15 protein-coding genes, 1 other RNA gene and 1 pseudogene are annotated in these 15929 nt (G+C 50.1%); 11 read left to right on the forward strand and 6 right to left on the reverse strand.

Going from position 1 to position 15929, the window contains the following annotated elements; translation table 11 throughout:
- Window positions 1-165 precede the first annotated feature (165 nt).
- The 8 genes and pseudogenes from CWE15_RS08220 (at window position 166) to phoU (ending at window position 9822) form a co-directional block, all read left to right on the forward strand.
- Window positions 166-1197 carry a porin gene (locus CWE15_RS08220; RefSeq protein WP_126757608.1) on the forward strand — a complete coding sequence of 344 codons (1032 nt, stop codon included), beginning with the start codon at window positions 166-168 and terminating at the stop codon, window positions 1195-1197.
- Window positions 1198-1296: 99 nt separating this feature from the next.
- Window positions 1297-1986 (forward strand): phosphate regulon transcriptional regulator PhoB, encoded by a 690-nt coding sequence (gene phoB, locus CWE15_RS08225; protein WP_126757609.1) that lies wholly within the window; start codon window positions 1297-1299, stop codon window positions 1984-1986.
- A 16-nt stretch (window positions 1987-2002) separates the two neighbouring features.
- On the forward strand, window positions 2003-3325 hold the full coding sequence (gene phoR, locus CWE15_RS08230) for a phosphate regulon sensor histidine kinase PhoR (RefSeq protein WP_126757610.1): 1323 nt from the start codon (window positions 2003-2005) through the stop codon (window positions 3323-3325).
- A 48-nt stretch (window positions 3326-3373) separates the two neighbouring features.
- Window positions 3374-4357: a PstS family phosphate ABC transporter substrate-binding protein gene (locus CWE15_RS08235; protein ID WP_126757611.1), complete on the forward strand. Its 984-nt coding sequence runs from the start codon at window positions 3374-3376 to the stop codon at window positions 4355-4357.
- Window positions 4354-6609: an ABC transporter permease subunit gene (locus CWE15_RS08240; RefSeq protein ID WP_126757612.1), complete on the forward strand. Its 2256-nt coding sequence runs from the start codon at window positions 4354-4356 to the stop codon at window positions 6607-6609. The genes CWE15_RS08235 and CWE15_RS08240 overlap by 4 nt, the downstream gene beginning before the upstream one ends.
- A gap of 15 nt (window positions 6610-6624) precedes the next feature.
- The gene (gene pstA / locus CWE15_RS08245) at window positions 6625-8292 is read left to right on the forward strand and encodes a phosphate ABC transporter permease PstA (RefSeq protein WP_126757613.1); all 1668 of its coding nucleotides are present in this window, start codon (window positions 6625-6627) and stop codon (window positions 8290-8292) included.
- Between the two features lie 52 nt (window positions 8293-8344).
- Window positions 8345-9076: pseudogene (gene pstB / locus CWE15_RS08250) on the forward strand (phosphate ABC transporter ATP-binding protein PstB); the annotation flags it as partial.
- Between the two features lie 29 nt (window positions 9077-9105).
- Window positions 9106-9822, forward strand: a complete 717-nt coding sequence (gene phoU, locus CWE15_RS08255) for a phosphate signaling complex protein PhoU (protein WP_126757615.1) — start codon at window positions 9106-9108, stop codon at window positions 9820-9822.
- 4 nt (window positions 9823-9826) lie between these two features.
- Here phoU and serA read toward each other — a convergent pair whose 3' ends face one another.
- The 3 genes from serA to CWE15_RS08270 are packed head-to-tail and all read right to left on the reverse strand — an operon-like array spanning window position 9827 to window position 12382.
- The gene (gene serA, locus CWE15_RS08260) at window positions 9827-11059 is read right to left on the reverse strand and encodes a phosphoglycerate dehydrogenase (RefSeq protein WP_126757616.1); all 1233 of its coding nucleotides are present in this window, start codon (window positions 11057-11059) and stop codon (window positions 9827-9829) included.
- 9 nt (window positions 11060-11068) lie between these two features.
- Complete coding sequence (gene rpiA, locus CWE15_RS08265; RefSeq protein WP_126757617.1) at window positions 11069-11746, reverse strand: ribose-5-phosphate isomerase RpiA; 678 nt, start codon at window positions 11744-11746, stop codon at window positions 11069-11071.
- A gap of 51 nt (window positions 11747-11797) precedes the next feature.
- On the reverse strand, window positions 11798-12382 hold the full coding sequence (locus tag CWE15_RS08270; RefSeq protein WP_126757618.1) for a 5-formyltetrahydrofolate cyclo-ligase: 585 nt from the start codon (window positions 12380-12382) through the stop codon (window positions 11798-11800).
- 91 nt (window positions 12383-12473) lie between these two features.
- Here CWE15_RS08270 and CWE15_RS08275 point away from each other — a divergent pair, with 91 nt between their 5' ends.
- Both CWE15_RS08275 and CWE15_RS08280 read left to right on the forward strand, forming a co-directional pair.
- Complete coding sequence (locus tag CWE15_RS08275; RefSeq protein ID WP_126757619.1) at window positions 12474-14036, forward strand: amidohydrolase family protein; 1563 nt, start codon at window positions 12474-12476, stop codon at window positions 14034-14036.
- Window positions 14037-14489: a PH domain-containing protein gene (locus CWE15_RS08280; protein ID WP_126757620.1), complete on the forward strand. Its 453-nt coding sequence runs from the start codon at window positions 14037-14039 to the stop codon at window positions 14487-14489.
- A 2-nt stretch (window positions 14490-14491) separates the two neighbouring features.
- Here the strand turns inward: CWE15_RS08280 and CWE15_RS12135 are convergent, their stop codons facing one another.
- The 3 genes from CWE15_RS12135 to CWE15_RS08290 form a co-directional block, all read right to left on the reverse strand.
- A complete protein-coding gene (locus CWE15_RS12135; protein WP_275065510.1) occupies window positions 14492-14623 on the reverse strand; it encodes a hypothetical protein in 132 nt (43 codons plus the stop codon).
- 25 nt (window positions 14624-14648) lie between these two features.
- A non-coding RNA gene (ssrS, locus tag CWE15_RS08285) (6S RNA) lies at window positions 14649-14829 on the reverse strand.
- A 37-nt stretch (window positions 14830-14866) separates the two neighbouring features.
- Complete coding sequence (locus CWE15_RS08290; RefSeq protein ID WP_126757621.1) at window positions 14867-15169, reverse strand: cell division protein ZapA; 303 nt, start codon at window positions 15167-15169, stop codon at window positions 14867-14869.
- 174 nt (window positions 15170-15343) lie between these two features.
- On the opposite strand from CWE15_RS08290, the gene CWE15_RS08295 reads away from it, so the two are divergent.
- Window positions 15344-15916, forward strand: a complete 573-nt coding sequence (locus CWE15_RS08295; RefSeq protein ID WP_126757622.1) for a UPF0149 family protein — start codon at window positions 15344-15346, stop codon at window positions 15914-15916.
- The last annotated feature ends 13 nt before the right edge of the window (window positions 15917-15929 follow it).

A 15929-nucleotide genomic window follows, 5' to 3' on the forward strand; every position in this document is an offset into this window, starting at 1 on the left:
TGCATTATTTGCCTCAACCTATTAAACCTACCGAACACGGCAGAAGAGAGCAATAATAAAAGTTTAATAATTCTGTCATTGTTGTTGTCTTTCTGGAAAGATATTATTTACACAGTCACCTTTGTCTTACGTACACCCGGTTTTGTGCTATTAGGAGTTCCCATAATGAAAAAGCTAGCTTACTTAACGATTGCTGGTCTAACTATGTTTTCTGCAGGTGTAATTGCCGAAGATGAAATAGACTTGGAGTTCTATGGAAAAGCCCATGTTTCGGCAGGGTACTTGTATGATGGCAATAATGGGGGCTTAAACGCTTCAAGCAACTCCAGTCGTGTAGGCCTTAAAGCGAACTACAGGGTAAGTGAAACACTTGAACTTATCGGGCAGGTTGAGCGAGGTGTCGACTTCACAGATGGTAGCAGCACCTTTAAAGCACGAAGCTCTTACCTAGGTTTGCAGGGCGACTGGGGCACAGTACGGGTAGGCTATTATACCTCACCTACTATGGCACTTCTTTCCAAAGTTGAAGAATTTAGAGATCGCGCAGGTGAAGGTCGAAATATAGTGCGTCAAGGCGCAGCTAACTTAGACCGTCGACTTAAAAGCAGCGTGCATTACCAGTCACCAAACTGGCAAGGCTTTACCTTTGCCTTGCAGTACGGCACCACAGAAACAACAGGAACCACCTCAACAGACAACGACGACGATGTGATCAACACCAGTTTAACCTACCAAGTAAACGACTGGACCTTCTTAGCGGGGTACCAGCACGACAATCGCGATGTCAGCCAAACGGTGAAGGGCACGCGTTTAGCTGCCATACGAAACGGTGACGGCTGGCGTGTCGCGGCTATTACCCAGTATGTCGACGGCCTGAAAGATGCAGGCACAGTAACGCCAACCAGCATGACAAGTTGGGGCGTGACAGGACGCTACCAATTAAGCAATGACCTATGGCTCCGTGGGCAGGTGTTTGCACGCGAATACAAAGACACCCAAAACGAGTCGGTCCTTGCAACCATTGGTGTCGACCGGGTTCTTTCCTCCAAGCTAACTTGGTATGGCTTAGCAACGGCCACACAAAATAAAGCAGGTGCTGCAGCAAGCGTAACTGGCGGTGGCTATGGCGACAGTATGGCGGTGGTGTTAGGGGATGACCCCTTTGCTATTTCCACGGGTCTTATTTTCAAGTTTTAAGCCGAAGGGGAGCGTCTTCAGTGGTTTGTCATAAAAGTGTCATAATGGAGTAGCATACTTGCCATATAAAAATGACAAGCCAATAGAAGGATGACCATCATGCAAGGCCGTATTCTGATTATTGAAGATGAAGCCCCAATACGAGACATGCTTACACTCGTGATGGAACAGGAAGGCTTTCAAGCTGTTCAGGCTGAAGACTTTGGGAGTGCTGAAGCTGCATTAACAGAGCCCTATCCCGACTTGATTCTTCTCGACTGGATGCTGCCCGGTGGTACGGGCATTCAGTTAGCTCGTTTTATTAAGTCCGCAGAGCACCTAAAACACATTCCTATTATTATGCTTACGGCCCGCAGCGAAGAAGAAGATAAAGTACAGGGACTAGAAGCGGGCGCCGACGACTATGTGACCAAACCTTTTTCTCCGAAAGAACTCAAAGCGCGTGTGCGTGCCGTACTTCGGCGCGTGGCACCCACAACCTTAAAAGAACCAGTAACCGTAGCGGGCTTAAGCGTGGACCCGAGTACGCATCGAGTGACAGCGCATGACACAACGCTAAAACTAGGCCCAACAGAGTTTCGCCTGTTGCATTTTTTTATGACCCATACGGAACGTGTATATAGTCGCGAACAGCTGCTCGACCAGGTTTGGGGCACCAATGTGTATGTGGTGGATAGAACCGTGGATGTGCATATTCGACGGTTGCGGAAAGCTCTAGAAAAACATGGTTATGACCGCCTGATCCAAACGGTGCGAGGGGCTGGTTATCGCTTTTCACTACAGCAATAAACCCTAGAGGTAGGCCATGGACCGCTACTACACCCCGCTAAAGGCAATCACAGTATTTACTCTGGGGCTTCTATTTGCAGGCGGTTTGGGCTGGCTGCTTGGCTACCCACAAGAGTTTTTGCTGTTGTACTTGGCCGTCTTGGTTGTGTGGAACGGCTACTACCTGCTTAAGTTAAGTCACTGGTTTTGGAACAGCAAGTCGACTAGCTTACCTCAAGCCTCTGGTATTTGGAGCGATATTTATGATGGCCTCTACCGCACACAGAAGCGCCATTACACTCGCCGAAAAAAACTCGCTGCCTTGTTGCAGCGTTTTCGACAAGCGGCTGAGTCCCTACCCGACGCCGGCCTAGTGATTGACGGCGAAGGTCAGCTTATTTGGAGCAATAAGCTGGCGCAGCAATACTTAGGTTTAAAGTGGCCGATGGACAAAGGGGTTAAAATTACCCACCTTATTCGCAGCCCCAGTTTTATTAAATACTTTCAGCAGCAAAACTTCGACGAAGCCATTACCTTGTATTCACCAACGGGTGACAAGCGTGAAATTGAGCTGCGCATTATGCCCTATGTGGACACACAGTATTTAATTTTAGCTCGGGACGTTACTCACATTCGCAAGCTCGAGCGCATGCGCAAAGAGTTTGTAGCCAATGTCTCCCACGAACTAAAAACCCCGCTGACGGTGATGCAAGGCTACTTGGAGCTTCTCGAAGAACCAGAAGGTTTAGCGCCGCAGCAACAAACCCAAGCGTTATCGGAAGTGACACGGCAAACCCAACGAATGCAGGCAATGGTCGAGCAGTTATTGATGCTGTCGCGGATAGAGTCGAAGCACCAAGACGTGCCACAGGAGCCTGTCGTACTTGGAAGTACTATTCATAACTTACTTTCAGAGCTTGCGTTGGTCATTGAATCAGAGCAAGTGCATGTGAGCGCCCATATCGACGAGACATTAACCGTGCTGGGCAGTCCCGAACGGCTGCATGCAGTGGTGCATAACCTGCTTACCAATGCCATTAAGTACAGCGGGGAAGGGGCGCGTATTTATATCGAATGGCAAGCACAGGAAGGGCAAGCTCATTTTCGTATTCAAGACACAGGGCCGGGCATTGCGCCAGAGCACCTCGCTCGACTGACAGAGCGTTTTTACCGGGTGGCAGCCGACAGGAACAGCCGTTCTGGTGGCACCGGCTTAGGGCTGGCTATTGTCAAGCACGCCTTAGAAGCGCACCACAGTCAACTACACATTGACAGCACCGAAGGAGAAGGCAGCTGCTTTTCTTTCTCACTTCCTAAAATTAATTCTGATTGTCATAAAAGTGACATACAAGCAACGTAAGCTATCCGTAGTTGAAATACCTTACTAATAACATCGAGCGAGGACATTATGTTACTCAAGAAATGTTTACTACCTTTAGCAAGTGCAGCCGCCCTTCTTTGCAGTGTTCAACTGCATGCAGACGTGGACCCGAATTTACCGAACTATACTCGCGCCCCAGGTGTGTCAGGAAACTTAAGCTCCGTGGGCTCTGATACTCTAAATAACCTAATGACTTTATGGGCTGAAGAGTTTAATCGTTATTACCCAAACGTAAACATTCAAATTCAAGGGGCTGGCTCTTCAACAGCGCCGCCTGCCATTACGGAAGGCACAGCTACGTTAGCCCCGATGAGCCGTGAAATGCGCCAGTCAGAAATAGAGGCCTTTGAAAACAAACATGGGTATGCACCGTATGCGCTTCCGGTTGCGATCGACATGGTGGCGGTGTTTGTGAACAAAGACAACCCAATAGAAGGTATGAGCTTACCGCAAGTAGACGCGGTGTTTTCAGCAACTCGCCGGGGCGGTTATTCCGAAGATATTACCCGCTGGGGTCAGCTTGGTTTAACTGGGGCTTGGGCAAACCGTGACTTTGCACTATATAGCCGAAATGCTGTGTCGGGTACCTATGGATTCTTTAAAGACATGGCACTGTTCGGCGGCGACTATAAGTCGAGCATTAATGAGCAGCCAGGCTCTTCTTCGGTTGTGCAAGGGGTTTCCGAGTCAATCAATGGCATTGGTTACTCTGGTATTGGTTACCGTACGTCGAGTGTGCGAGCACTGCCGTTAGCTGTTGAAGAAGGTGGAGAGCTGTTCGAACCTAGTGCAGAAAATGCGGCAACCGGTGACTATCCGTTAGCACGCTACTTGTACATTTACATTAATAAGCACCCAAACCGCCCACTAGAGCCAATGGTGCGCGAGTTTGTTCGCATGATATACAGCCAACAAGGTCAAGGGGTGGTGTTCCGTGACGGTTATGTCCCTTTACCTGAAGTGGTAGCTGCCCGCGTTCGTGCTGAACTAGGAATAGATGTAAGCGAATGAAAGTAACCTCTCAACTACCAAGCCGCGAAGTGCGTGAAAAGCGCCGTCGTATACGCAGCCTAAAAGACAATACGTCGCGGTTTGGTATTACGGCTGCCGGGTATGGCGTGGTGTTTTCCCTCGCCTTGATTTTTGTGTACCTGTTTTATGAAGTGCTCCCCATTTTAAAAGGGGCTGAAATAACTCCTGTAGCACAATACGACATGGCGCTAGTGACACAGGAAGAGCCTTCAGCACAAGTACTTATTGAACGATACCAAGAGCTTGGGGTGAACTTTACCCAGCAAGGCGGCATTCGTTTTTTCCACTTGGACAGTGGCGAAGAGCGTTTACACACACAGGTGTCGTTAGCTCAGGCCGACACGGTCAGTAGCTTTGCAGCTGCAGAGTCATTGGGCGGCCTTGTGGCGTATGGGTCAGCGTCAGGCAAGGTGCAGTTACTACGGCCTGACTACCAGCTAAGCTTTCCGAATGACCAGCGGCAGATAACCCCAGGTATTGTTTACCCTTATGGCGAACAGCCGATACAGCTGGACCCGCAAGGGGCTGCGATTCAGCACCTCAGCGTGCAAGAGTCGACACGGGGCCGGCCGGCGGTGTTTGTGGCAGGTTATACGGAAGATCAGCGCTGGCTTTTAGCCAAAGTATCCACACGAGAAAACTTGTTCACAGGCCGCGCTACGCAACAGATAGAACGGAGTGAGTTGCCTCACTTTGCAGTGGAGCCGCGCTTTATTCGTGTCGACAAAGCCTTTCGGAATCTTTATGTGGCGGAAGGTAGCCGACTACATTACTTCGATATAAGCCAGCTGCGTGCACCTAAACTCATTCAAACGGTGGATGTCGGCGAAGAAATTACGGCGCTTGAGTTTCTGGTGGGTTCGGTTTCGCTAGTAGTGGGCACTGAAACAGGCGGCTTAAGCCAGTGGTTTCCTGTGCGCGATGAACAAAACGCCTATCAGCTAGAGCATATTCGCAGCTTTAAGCAGCACCCAGGGGCCATTACTACTATTCGCCCGGAGTATACTCGTAAAGGGTTTTTAGCCGGCGATAGCGCCGGGTACGTGGGCGTACATTATGCAACGTCATCCCGAACCTTGTTGCTGAAGCAAATGGCCGAGCAGCCTATTGAGAAGCTCGCTGTATCGCCTGTGAACAAGGCTGTACTCACCTTCAGTGGCGAGCAAGTGCAGTATGCGTCGCTGTGGAACCAGCACCCGCAATTGTCCTTTAAGGCCTTGTGGAATCGGGTTTGGTACGAAGGGCGAAGCGATCCTGAGTATATTTGGCAGTCTTCCTCGGGGAACGACGAGTTTGAGTCGAAGTTTTCTTTAATCCCATTGTCTGTGGGTACGCTGAAAGCGGCCTTCTTTGCCATGTTGTTTGCGATGCCCTTGGGTATTATGGCGGCTCTGTATACAGCGTATTTTATGACTCCGAAGCTGCGTGGCGTGGTGAAGCCAACCATTGAGGTGATAGAGGCCTTGCCTACGGTTATTTTGGGCTTTTTGGCCGGTTTATGGCTGGCGCCTTTTATGGAGCATAACTTACCTGCCGTGTTTGCATTGCTTATCGGCTTGCCCTTGTTAATGGTGCTTATGTCCTTCCTGTGGAGCTGCCTACCACGTTCGCTTAAGCGTTTGGTTCCTGCTGGGTGGGAAGCTGTGCTCTTAGTACCTGCTTTGGTACTTTTTGGCTGGGCTGCCGTAGCTTCCAGCCCCTGGGTCGAAACCTGGTTGTTCGACGGCAGTATGCGTCAGTGGCTTACGAACCAAGGCATTACCTATGATCAGCGAAACGCTTTGGTGGTGGGCTTAGCCATGGGGTTTGCCGTTATCCCCACCATTTATTCCATTGCGGAAGACGCCATTTTCAACGTGCCAAAGCATTTAACGCAAGGCTCGCTGGCGCTTGGTGCAACCCCTTGGCAAACCATGGTGGGCGTGGTGCTTCCAACCGCCAGCCCGGGTATTTTTTCCGGCATTATGATTGGCTTTGGGCGGGCTGTAGGCGAAACCATGATCGTGCTTATGGCGACGGGTAATAGCCCGATTGTGAACTTCAATATATTTGAAGGCATGCGTACGCTTTCAGCCAACATTGCCGTTGAGCTCCCAGAAACGGCAGTAGGTAGTTCCCATTTCCGCATTCTGTTTTTGGCGGCCTTAGTGTTATTTGCCTTTACCTTTGTGTTGAACACCATTGCTGAAGTGGTGCGCCAGCGTTTGCGTAAACGATACAGCAGCTTATAGGGCCGGAGGATACAAATGAAACATTGGTTTAAAAGCGGCTCGCCTTGGATTTGGTTAACCGCAGGCGCTGTCTCGCTCAGTGTCATTATGATCGTGGGACTGCTTGGCCTTATTGCAGTACGTGGTTTTAGCCACTTTTGGCCCGCACCCGTGGCACAAATTGCCATTCACGACCCGCGTAATCAAGTAGAAGAAACTTTACTAGGTGAAATAGCCCGGAGTGAAACCGTCACAGCGACCCTTGCTCGGGAAGCAGGCCATGTGGTGCCGGAAAACCTCAGTGTCGTTACTCGCTACTTAATTAAGCAAGGTAACCGAGAACAGGTTAGCTCCGACTTTGTTTGGCGCTTTGACTTAGGTATGGCGCCTTTTACTTACCCGAAGGGAGTTTACGCGATAGAGCGCAGAACATGGGGCGACTTCTACGGTTTCCCTGTGGCACTTCAGCTGGAACAACAGCACTGGCAAGCGACCGACGCAGACTTTGCCAAGGCATTGAATGACCTGCTTGAGCAAAGCCACCAGCGTCACCAAGCCATTACACGTATAGAGCGACAGGACATTGGCAAAATCAATAGCCAAATGAATGCCCTCCGTTTACAGCAGCGGCAGCTGGAGCTTGACGGTGTTAAAGGACGGGCCCTGCTCGAAGCCAAACAAGGGATTGCACAACAAGAGCAAGCGTTACAAGCAGAGTACGCTGAGCTACGTACGCAGCTCGACCAGCTGTATAGCGAGCAGGAAAAAGCGCAGCTGCGCATGCGTATGATGAACGGCAAGGAAGTGGCTATTGCTTTAGCAGATATTGTGGCGATAACCATGCCAAACGACATGACGCTGGGGCAAAAGTGGGCCGAATACTTTAAGCAAGTGGGTGGGTTCTTGTCGAAAGAGCCCCGCGAAGCAAACACAGAAGGGGGGATATTCCCCGCCATTTTCGGCACCATTACCATGGTGTTTATTATGTCCATTATGGTCACCCCGTTTGGCGTGTTAGCCGCTATTTACTTGCGTGAATATGCCAAGCAAGGCGTAGTGACACGCTTGGTGCGTATTTCCGTATACAACCTGGCTGGGGTACCTTCCATTGTGTACGGCGTGTTTGGCCTAGGCTTCTTCATTTACTTCTTGGGCGGCAATATCGACCGTATTTTCTATGAAGCGGCACTGCCGTCGCCGACCTTTGGTACGCCTGGCTTATTTTGGGCATCGCTGACATTAGCCTTGCTGACCCTGCCTGTGGTTATCGTGTCCACAGAAGAAGGCTTAGCACGAATACCCAGCACCATTCGGCAAGGATCACTCGCCTTAGGAGCGACAAAGTCAGAAACTCTGTGGCGGGTGGTGGTGCCTTTGGCTACCCCCGGCATGATGACAGGGTTGATTCTTGCCATTGCTCGTGCGGCGGGCGAGGTTGCCCCGTTAATGCTAGTCGGGGTAGTGAAGTTAGCGCCTACTCTGCCCGTAGACGGCGAGTTCCCCTTTGTGCATTTGGAACGAAAAATAATGCACCTTGGGTTCCATATTTTTGATGTGGGCTTTCAAAGCCCCAACGTAGAAGCGGCACGGCCGCTGGTGTATGCCACCGCACTCACCTTAGTGACTCTGATTGTGGTGCTAAATATTACCGCCATTAGCATACGCAACCGACTACGGGAGAAGTACCGAAATGATTCAGACTAATGAGCTTACGGAACCAACAATGACACAAGAAGCAGCTAAGTTTAGTGTACGTAATTTGCGTTTAGCCTATGGTGAAAGCGAAGCGCTGAAAGGAATTGATTTAGATATACCCGAGAAAAAAGTAACGGCTTTTATTGGTCCTTCGGGTTGTGGTAAATCCACTTTATTGCGTTGCTTTAATCGCATGAACGACTTGGTGGACAGCTGTAAAATAACCGGTGAAGTGCTGCTGGATGGCGAAAATATATACGCGCCGCAGGTAGACGTGGCCGAGCTGCGGCGCCAAGTGGGCATGGTGTTTCAAAAGCCTAACCCGTTTCCTAAGTCTATTTTTGAAAACGTGGCCTACGGGCTCCGTTTGCAAGGTGTGAAAGACAGGCGCACATTAATGGACGTGGTGGAAAAAGCCCTACGAGGCGCAGCACTTTGGGACGAAGTGAAAGATCGCTTAAATGACAATGCCTTTGGGCTCTCGGGCGGGCAACAGCAGCGACTGGTAATTGCTCGGGCCATCGCCATCGAGCCCGAGGTACTGTTACTTGACGAGCCTGCTTCGGCCTTAGACCCCATTTCAACCTTAAAAATTGAAGAGCTCATTAACGAGCTTAAAGACACCTATACCATTGTCATCGTGACACACAACATGCAGCAAGCAGCCCGTGTTTCCGACTACACCGCGTTTTTGTATATGGGTGAAATGATAGAGTACGCAGACACAAACACGCTGTTTACGACACCGCGGCACAAACAAACGGAAGACTATATTACCGGACGGTATGGGTAGCACCTGGTGCCTACTAAGAGGAAATGAACATGGATAAGCTGAATTTAGGTAAACATATATCAGGGCAGTTTACGGCTGAGCTCACCGCGGTGATGAGCAAAGTGTTGGCCATGGGCGGTTTGGTGGAGCGGCAGCTGGCAGACGCTTTAACCGCTATTCAAGAAAATGACACCCAGTTGGCCAACAGCGTGATAACAGCAGACAACAAAGTGAACCAGCTGGAGTTAGAAATAGACGCCGCCTGCACACAAATTATTGCCAAGCGACAGCCCACAGCAAGCGACTTGCGACTTGTGCTCGGCGTGCTTAAAGCGATTAGCGATCTGGAGCGGATTGGCGACGAAACGTGTCGTATTGCCCGGGTTGCCTTAAAAACCTTCGATAAAGATCAAGAACACCTGTTGGTGAGCTTAGAAAACCTAGGGCAGTTGGTACTGGCAATGTTGCGTCAGGTACTGGACGCGTTTGCCCGCATGGACGAAGAAGCGGCTTTGCTTGTGCACCAGCAAGACGTGAAAGCCGACAGACAGTATGAGGCACTGACGCGACTTCTTATGACCTATATGATGGAAGACTCACGCAGCATTCCGAAAATTATGGACGTTATGTGGTCGGCCCGTGCGTTAGAGCGTATTGGCGATAGGTGCCAAAATATTGCGGAATATATTATTTACTTTGTGCGCGGCAAAGATGTCCGCCACGCTTCAGCCGAAGTCATAAAAAACACAGCTGAAGGGGCGTCATAGCGTCTTAGTGCAAAACGCGACAGCGAATAGTGCCGGGCACGTTTTTCAGTTCGTTGAGTACTGCTTTTGCTTTGCCGTGCTCAACGTCCATCACCACGTAGCCTAGCTCACTGTCGGTTTGCAGGTACTGACTGGTAATGTTCACATTGAGGGCTGCAAATACCTGGTTAATTTGGTTTAACACCCCGGGTTTATTGAGGTGAATATGCAACAGGCGGCTGCTGTCGTGCTGGGTTGGTAACGCCACTTCTGGGAAGTTAACCGCCGACAGGGTGGAGCCGTTGTCGGAGTATTTAATGAGTTTTTGCGCCACTTCAACACCAATGTTTTCTTGCGCTTCTTGCGTAGACCCGCCCACATGAGGCGTTAGAATAACTTGGTCAATACCGCGTAACGGCGAGATAAATTCGTCGGTGTTGCTTTTAGGCTCTACCGGGAATACGTCAATGGCAGCCCCCGCTACATGACCGGCTTTTAGGCTTGCAGCTAACGCGTCTAAGTCGACCACAGTCCCCCGGGAAGCGTTAATAAGTAAGCTACCCGGCTTCATCTGAGCTAGTTGTTCAGGGCCTATCATTAGCTGGGTTTGTGGGGTTTCTGGCACATGTAAAGAGACCACATCGCTATGAGCTAGTAAGCTGTCTAAAGTCTTCATCGAACGGGCATTACCTAAGCTCAGTTTGGTTTCAATGTCATAAAACACCACCTGCATGCCCAGCAGCTCCGCCAAAATACCAAGTTGGGTGCCAATATGGCCATAGCCCACAATCCCCAAGGTTTTCCCCCGAGCCTCATGAGCCCCTTGCGCTGTTTTAAGCCACTCACCCCGGTGGCAGGCCATGTTCTTTTCTGGCACCTTGCGCAGTAGCATAATCATTTCCGCAAGAACAAGTTCGGCAACGCTGCGGGTGTTGGAGAAAGGTGCATTAAATACAGGCACCCCGTAGGTGCGGGCCGCTACTGTGTCTACTTGGTTGGTGCCAATACAAAAACAGCCGACAGCAATCAGCTTTTTCGCATGAGCAAACACCTGCTCGGTTAGCTGGGTGCGCGAACGTATGCCAATAAAATGGTATTCGTGCACACAGGCTATTAGCTCTTCTTCGCTCATGGCGCTGCTATGTTGAACAATTTCCGTATAGCCCTGTTGGTAAAAGCATTCCACGGCACTTTCGTGCACGCCTTCAAGCAGTAGTATTTTAATTTTTTCTTTGGCAAGGGAGTATTCTTGGCTCATTGGGCTACCTTAGCGCTTCAGGGTTTCAATCGAGGAACCGTCGCTTAATAAAGCAATGTCGGCTGGACGGGCGGCAAACAGGCCATTGGTCACAACTCCGGTAATGTTGTTCAGGATCTCTTCAAAGGCAATGGGCTTTAAAATGTCCAGGTGGTGCACATCAAGAATAATATTGCCGTTGTCGGTTACAAAACCTTCTCGGTACACAGGGTCGCCACCGAGTTTAACAAGCTCTCGTGCAACATAAGAGCGAGCCATAGGAATGACTTCAATGGGCAGGGGGAAGTCGCCAAGTTGTTTTGTGAACTTGCTTTTGTCGGCAATGCAAATAAAGCGCTTGGCTACGGCTGCGACAATTTTTTCGCGAGTGAGCGCGCCACCACCGCCTTTGATCATTTGTAAATGACGGTTAATTTCATCGGCACCGTCTACATACACGCTAATTTCAGGTACACCGTTCAGGTCGTATACAGGAATGCCTAAGGCTTTAAGCCGCCGAGTTGACTCGTCCGAGCTAGACACAGCCCCTTCAAGATCAAACTTAATAGCGGCTAAGGCGTCGATAAAGTAGTTAACGGTAGAACCTGTACCAACACCAACAATGCTCCCTTTTTCAATAAAAGGAATGGCGGCTTCGGCGGCATGTTTCTTGGCCGTTTCTTGTGGGCTTAAAGGTTGCTTGCTCATGACACTCCCGTGATAGCAAAAAGAATAAGGCACCCTTTATTATACGGTAGGTCACGAGAACTGCCATAGTTTTGAAGGTGTAATAACCAAAGGTAAAGGTATATCCCAGGCCTCACTCGGTAGGGTGTCCACATATTGACAGTCGTGAGCCACGCCAATGGGCAACAGGTGGGAATGTTCACCGGCAAACCAAGGGGCAAGCAAGCGGTCGTAGTAGCCCCCGCCCATGCCCATGCGTTGACCGTGCTGGTCAAAGCCGACTAAGGGCGTGCACATCACGTCAATAGCAGCTAAGGGCACGGCTTTGTCAGTGTCGAGAAGCGGCTCGTGAATGCCTAAGGACGTGGTTTGCAAAGGGGTGCTGGGCTGGTAAGGCATAAACCACATAAGCCCCGCTTGTTGCGGGTCGACGACGGGCACCACCACACGTTTTCCTTGGGACCAAAGGGCCTGAATAAATGGGGTCAAGCTCAGCTCACTGGGGCTAGCAATATAGGTGGCCAGGGTGCTGGCCGACTGCACCTGAGGCAAGTTAAGTAAGTGATTACATACACGCTGGGCTGCGCTTTTTTGCTCCTCAGCAGAAAGAGCCTGCCGAGCTTGGCGTAGCTGCGTCCGTAATTGAACACGCGTCATTCCCGTCTTCCTTTAATTCAGTTGCAGTCTTCGCACGAGACTGCGACACTTTATGCCAACCTATCATAGTGAATAATAACAGGATACCCGTATGCGTTTGCTAAGTATGCTCCTTGCACTGAGTTTGTTCTTGCCCATGGTGGTGGCTGAGGAAATGGTAGCACCCGACCGAACTCGTGGAGAAGGCCCCTACGAGCGACTTATTTTGCGAGGTGGCATTTTGATCAATGGCGAAGGTGCACCTCCCATTGGCCCAGTGGATATTGTGATTGAGAATGACCGCATTGCACAGGTCAAGGTGGTGGGGTATCCCGACGTGCCCATTCTTGAAAGCCGACGGCCCAAGGCACGCCCGGGTGATCAAGAAATGGATGTTTCCGGCCATTATATTTTGCCTGGCTTTGTTGACGTGCATGCTCACTTAGGGGGCTCGGCCAAGGGCATTCCACCCGAGTATGTATTAAAGCTATGGCTGGCTCATGGTGTGACTACGGTGCGCGAGCCAGGAAGCTTTCGAGGTCTTGAGTGGACACTAGACCATGCGGCGCGAGCTGAGCGTAATGAAATTGCTGCACCGCGTATCATTCCTTACGCTGTATTTGGCATGGGCAGTGACGCGCCTATTACCACAGCAGAACAAGCACGCACATGGGTGCAAGGCATTCATCAGCGTGGTGCCCATGGTATTAAGTTCTTCGGAGCAACCCCGCAGGTCATAGAAGCAGCCATAACCGAAGCCAACACGTTGGGACTGGGCACCATGATGCACCATGCTCAGCTGAACGTAATGCGCACCAATGCCTTAGACTCGGCGCGCTTAGGTTTGGGCTCTTTAGAGCACTGGTACGGGCTACCAGAAGCCTTGTTTACCGACCGTGTTATTCAAGACTATTCGCCGGACTATAATTACCAAAATGAACAAGACAGGTTTGGTGAAGCAGGGCGGTTATGGAAACAGGCGGCACAGCCAGGTAGCGAGCGCTGGAATGCGGTTCGAGACGAGTTAATCGCCCTCGATTTCACCTTAAACCCTACCTTTACCATTTATGAAGCAAGTCGTGACTTGGCCGCACAGCGCACAGCCCTATGGCATAAAGACTACACCTTGCCGCAGTTATGGGACTTCTTTACCCCAAGCCGCTATGCCCATGGCTCGTACTGGTTCGACTGGACCACAGACCATGAAGTTGCTTGGCGTGAAAACTACCGCCTATGGATGCAATTCGTCAATGACTACAAGAACCATGGTGGCCGTGTCACCACGGGCTCTGACTCGGGCTATATCTATAAAATATATGGCTTTGGCTATATTCAAGAACTGGAGCTACTGCGCGAAGCGGGCTTTAATGCCCTGGAAGTCATTCAAGCGGCCACCCTTTCAGGGGCCGAACTGCTTGGGTTAGACCATGAAATTGGCAGTGTGGTGCCCGGCAAAAAGGCCGACTTAGTCATCGTCAAAGAAAACCCCCTGCGTAACTTTAAGGTGCTGTATGGTACAGGGCATTACCAGCTAAATAACCAGAACGAGCCGGAACGCACCCAAGGTGTGCGTTATACAGTTCGCAATGGCGTGGTTTATAATGCGGCTGAATTACTCGCCGATGTGCGTCGCATTGTTGCGCGCAGCAAAGCCGAACAGCAAGAGGAACATTAAGTGGACAAACACCATTCAAGCAAAGCCGACCCATTGTTATTACTTTTGCTGATGACCATCCCTGTATTGGGGTTTGTGGCTTCAGCCTTATGTTTGCTTAGCGGGCAAAATGTATTGGGTTTTCTTATTTTTATTATCATGATTGTGTGGCCAGCGTGGATAACACTGTCTACCAGTTACACCATACGTGGTGAGCACTTACTCGCCCGCTGTGGGCCGTTACGTTACAAAGTAAAGCTGACGGATATTAAAGAAGTGGTCCCGGTGAAAACCCTTCGGCCTGGGCCTGCGTTGTCGTGGGATAAGTTAAAAATAACCTACGGCGCAGACAACAAAGTGCTTTTTGTGTCGCCAGCCGACAAGTACACCTTTGTGTTTGACTTAGGTATTGGGGGCGAAGAAGCTTTTGATCAGGTAGCAGCCGACGACGACTACGAAGGGCCTATTTACTAGGCCTATTCTAAAACGCCTTCAACATTGAGCTCCTCTTCCACCGGAGGGGCTTCAAAGTTTCCACTGCAGGTATTCAAAATAATAATAGTGAGGATGGTAATAACCACGGCGGCGACTATTTCTAGTTTGCGCATAGAATATTTCACCTTCTAAAAGATAAGACTTCCCAGAGTGTCGACGCAGTGTGTTAGTCCTCGAACCCTTAGGTTCAAGGCGGTTTCTAAGTCACTCTCTTTAGGCTTCCCAGTAAACTGGGCGTGCACACCGGAGAGCAAGTAGAATCCTTATTTGTAAACATCGGCTCAGGGACATCACATGCAAGCGATCACCCCAGGAAGCAAGTTCATTATAGCCTATTTAAAAAAGGTTTTTGAAGCTTAATCGTGTTTTGGTTCGCCGATTGCTTTTTTTATGGTCGCTTGAAGCAGAGCAACTTTATCTTCAAGGGCCATCATTTTTTCGTTTTGCTCTGCTTTTTCTTGCATCCATTCATGGCATAAATTCAAAGCTGTCATGACCGCTATTTGTTCTACATTGGTAAGCTTGGTAGCTGAACGGGTTTCGTTCAGGCGCGTATCAAGCTTTTGGGCGGCTTCACGCAATGCACTTTCCTGACCATCAGGACACATCACACGGTAACTGCGTTCAAGCAAATTTATGTCGACTACCTGTCCACTCATGACCACACCTCTGGTTCAATTGCACGTATGCATATTCAAGAGCGAAAGCATAGCGAGCGCCAACTATTTATGCAACTAACGGGCCGCTAGGCATTCATGGCTAGAGTAGCTGCAATTGGCTACAGGTGGTAGAATAAAATCAAATAATATCAGCGAAAAACAGAAGGTAGCCCAATGGCAGATTCAATGGCAGGTTTATTCGAACAGTGGGAACGCTGGCTAGCGCAAGAGGAAGTTATCCTTTCCGCCGCAGAGCTACATGGCATGCTCACGGGCTTATTGGCGAGCGGGCAGCGTGCAGCAGGAAAAGACTGGTTACCTGTTTTGGCTGACTTGGCGCACGATGGCAATAACTTTAGCCCTGCCTTTACTTCACAGCTTGAACTGCTAGCAGAGCACATTCGAACGGACTTAGGCTGTGCCGAGCTTAGCTTCCAGCCACTCTTACCCTCAGACGACGAGTCCCTCGTAGACCGGTTGGTGGCAGTGACCGAATGGACCCAGTGCTTTTTAGTGGGGTTCGGTGTGAACCAGCAAAACTTAGCGAAGGCTTCAGACGACTTGCGTGAAGGCATTCAAGACATGGCAGAAATAGCGCGTTTAGAGCCAGAAGCCGTTGAAGACGAAGAAAGCGAGCGGGCATTATACGAAGTTATTGAGTACGTGCGCATTACCGCCATTATGTGTTTTGGGGAGCTGGGCCAAATGCCACCTCCGCAGTCTTCAGCAAGTTCAACCATTCATTAAGTGAAATTAAATT

It is taken from the genome of Aliidiomarina taiwanensis, assembly GCF_003987015.1.
GTDB classification, from domain to species: domain Bacteria; phylum Pseudomonadota; class Gammaproteobacteria; order Enterobacterales; family Alteromonadaceae; genus Aliidiomarina; species Aliidiomarina taiwanensis.

Coding starts and splice junctions, on each gene's coding strand:
- CWE15_RS08220 (WP_126757608.1), top strand. CDS start 166: ATGAAAAAGCTAGCTTACTTAACGATTGCTGGTCTAACTATGTTTTCT.
- phoB (WP_126757609.1), top strand. CDS start 1,297: ATGCAAGGCCGTATTCTGATTATTGAAGATGAAGCCCCAATACGAGAC.
- phoR (WP_126757610.1), top strand. CDS start 2,003: ATGGACCGCTACTACACCCCGCTAAAGGCAATCACAGTATTTACTCTG.
- CWE15_RS08235 (WP_126757611.1), top strand. CDS start 3,374: ATGTTACTCAAGAAATGTTTACTACCTTTAGCAAGTGCAGCCGCCCTT.
- CWE15_RS08240 (WP_126757612.1), top strand. CDS start 4,354: ATGAAAGTAACCTCTCAACTACCAAGCCGCGAAGTGCGTGAAAAGCGC.
- pstA (WP_126757613.1), top strand. CDS start 6,625: ATGAAACATTGGTTTAAAAGCGGCTCGCCTTGGATTTGGTTAACCGCA.
- phoU (WP_126757615.1), top strand. CDS start 9,106: ATGGATAAGCTGAATTTAGGTAAACATATATCAGGGCAGTTTACGGCT.
- serA (WP_126757616.1), bottom strand. CDS start 11,059: ATGAGCCAAGAATACTCCCTTGCCAAAGAAAAAATTAAAATACTACTG.
- rpiA (WP_126757617.1), bottom strand. CDS start 11,746: ATGAGCAAGCAACCTTTAAGCCCACAAGAAACGGCCAAGAAACATGCC.
- CWE15_RS08270 (WP_126757618.1), bottom strand. CDS start 12,382: ATGACGCGTGTTCAATTACGGACGCAGCTACGCCAAGCTCGGCAGGCT.
- CWE15_RS08275 (WP_126757619.1), top strand. CDS start 12,474: ATGCGTTTGCTAAGTATGCTCCTTGCACTGAGTTTGTTCTTGCCCATG.
- CWE15_RS12135 (WP_275065510.1), bottom strand. CDS start 14,623: ATGCGCAAACTAGAAATAGTCGCCGCCGTGGTTATTACCATCCTCACT.
- CWE15_RS08290 (WP_126757621.1), bottom strand. CDS start 15,169: ATGAGTGGACAGGTAGTCGACATAAATTTGCTTGAACGCAGTTACCGT.
- CWE15_RS08295 (WP_126757622.1), top strand. CDS start 15,344: ATGGCAGATTCAATGGCAGGTTTATTCGAACAGTGGGAACGCTGGCTA.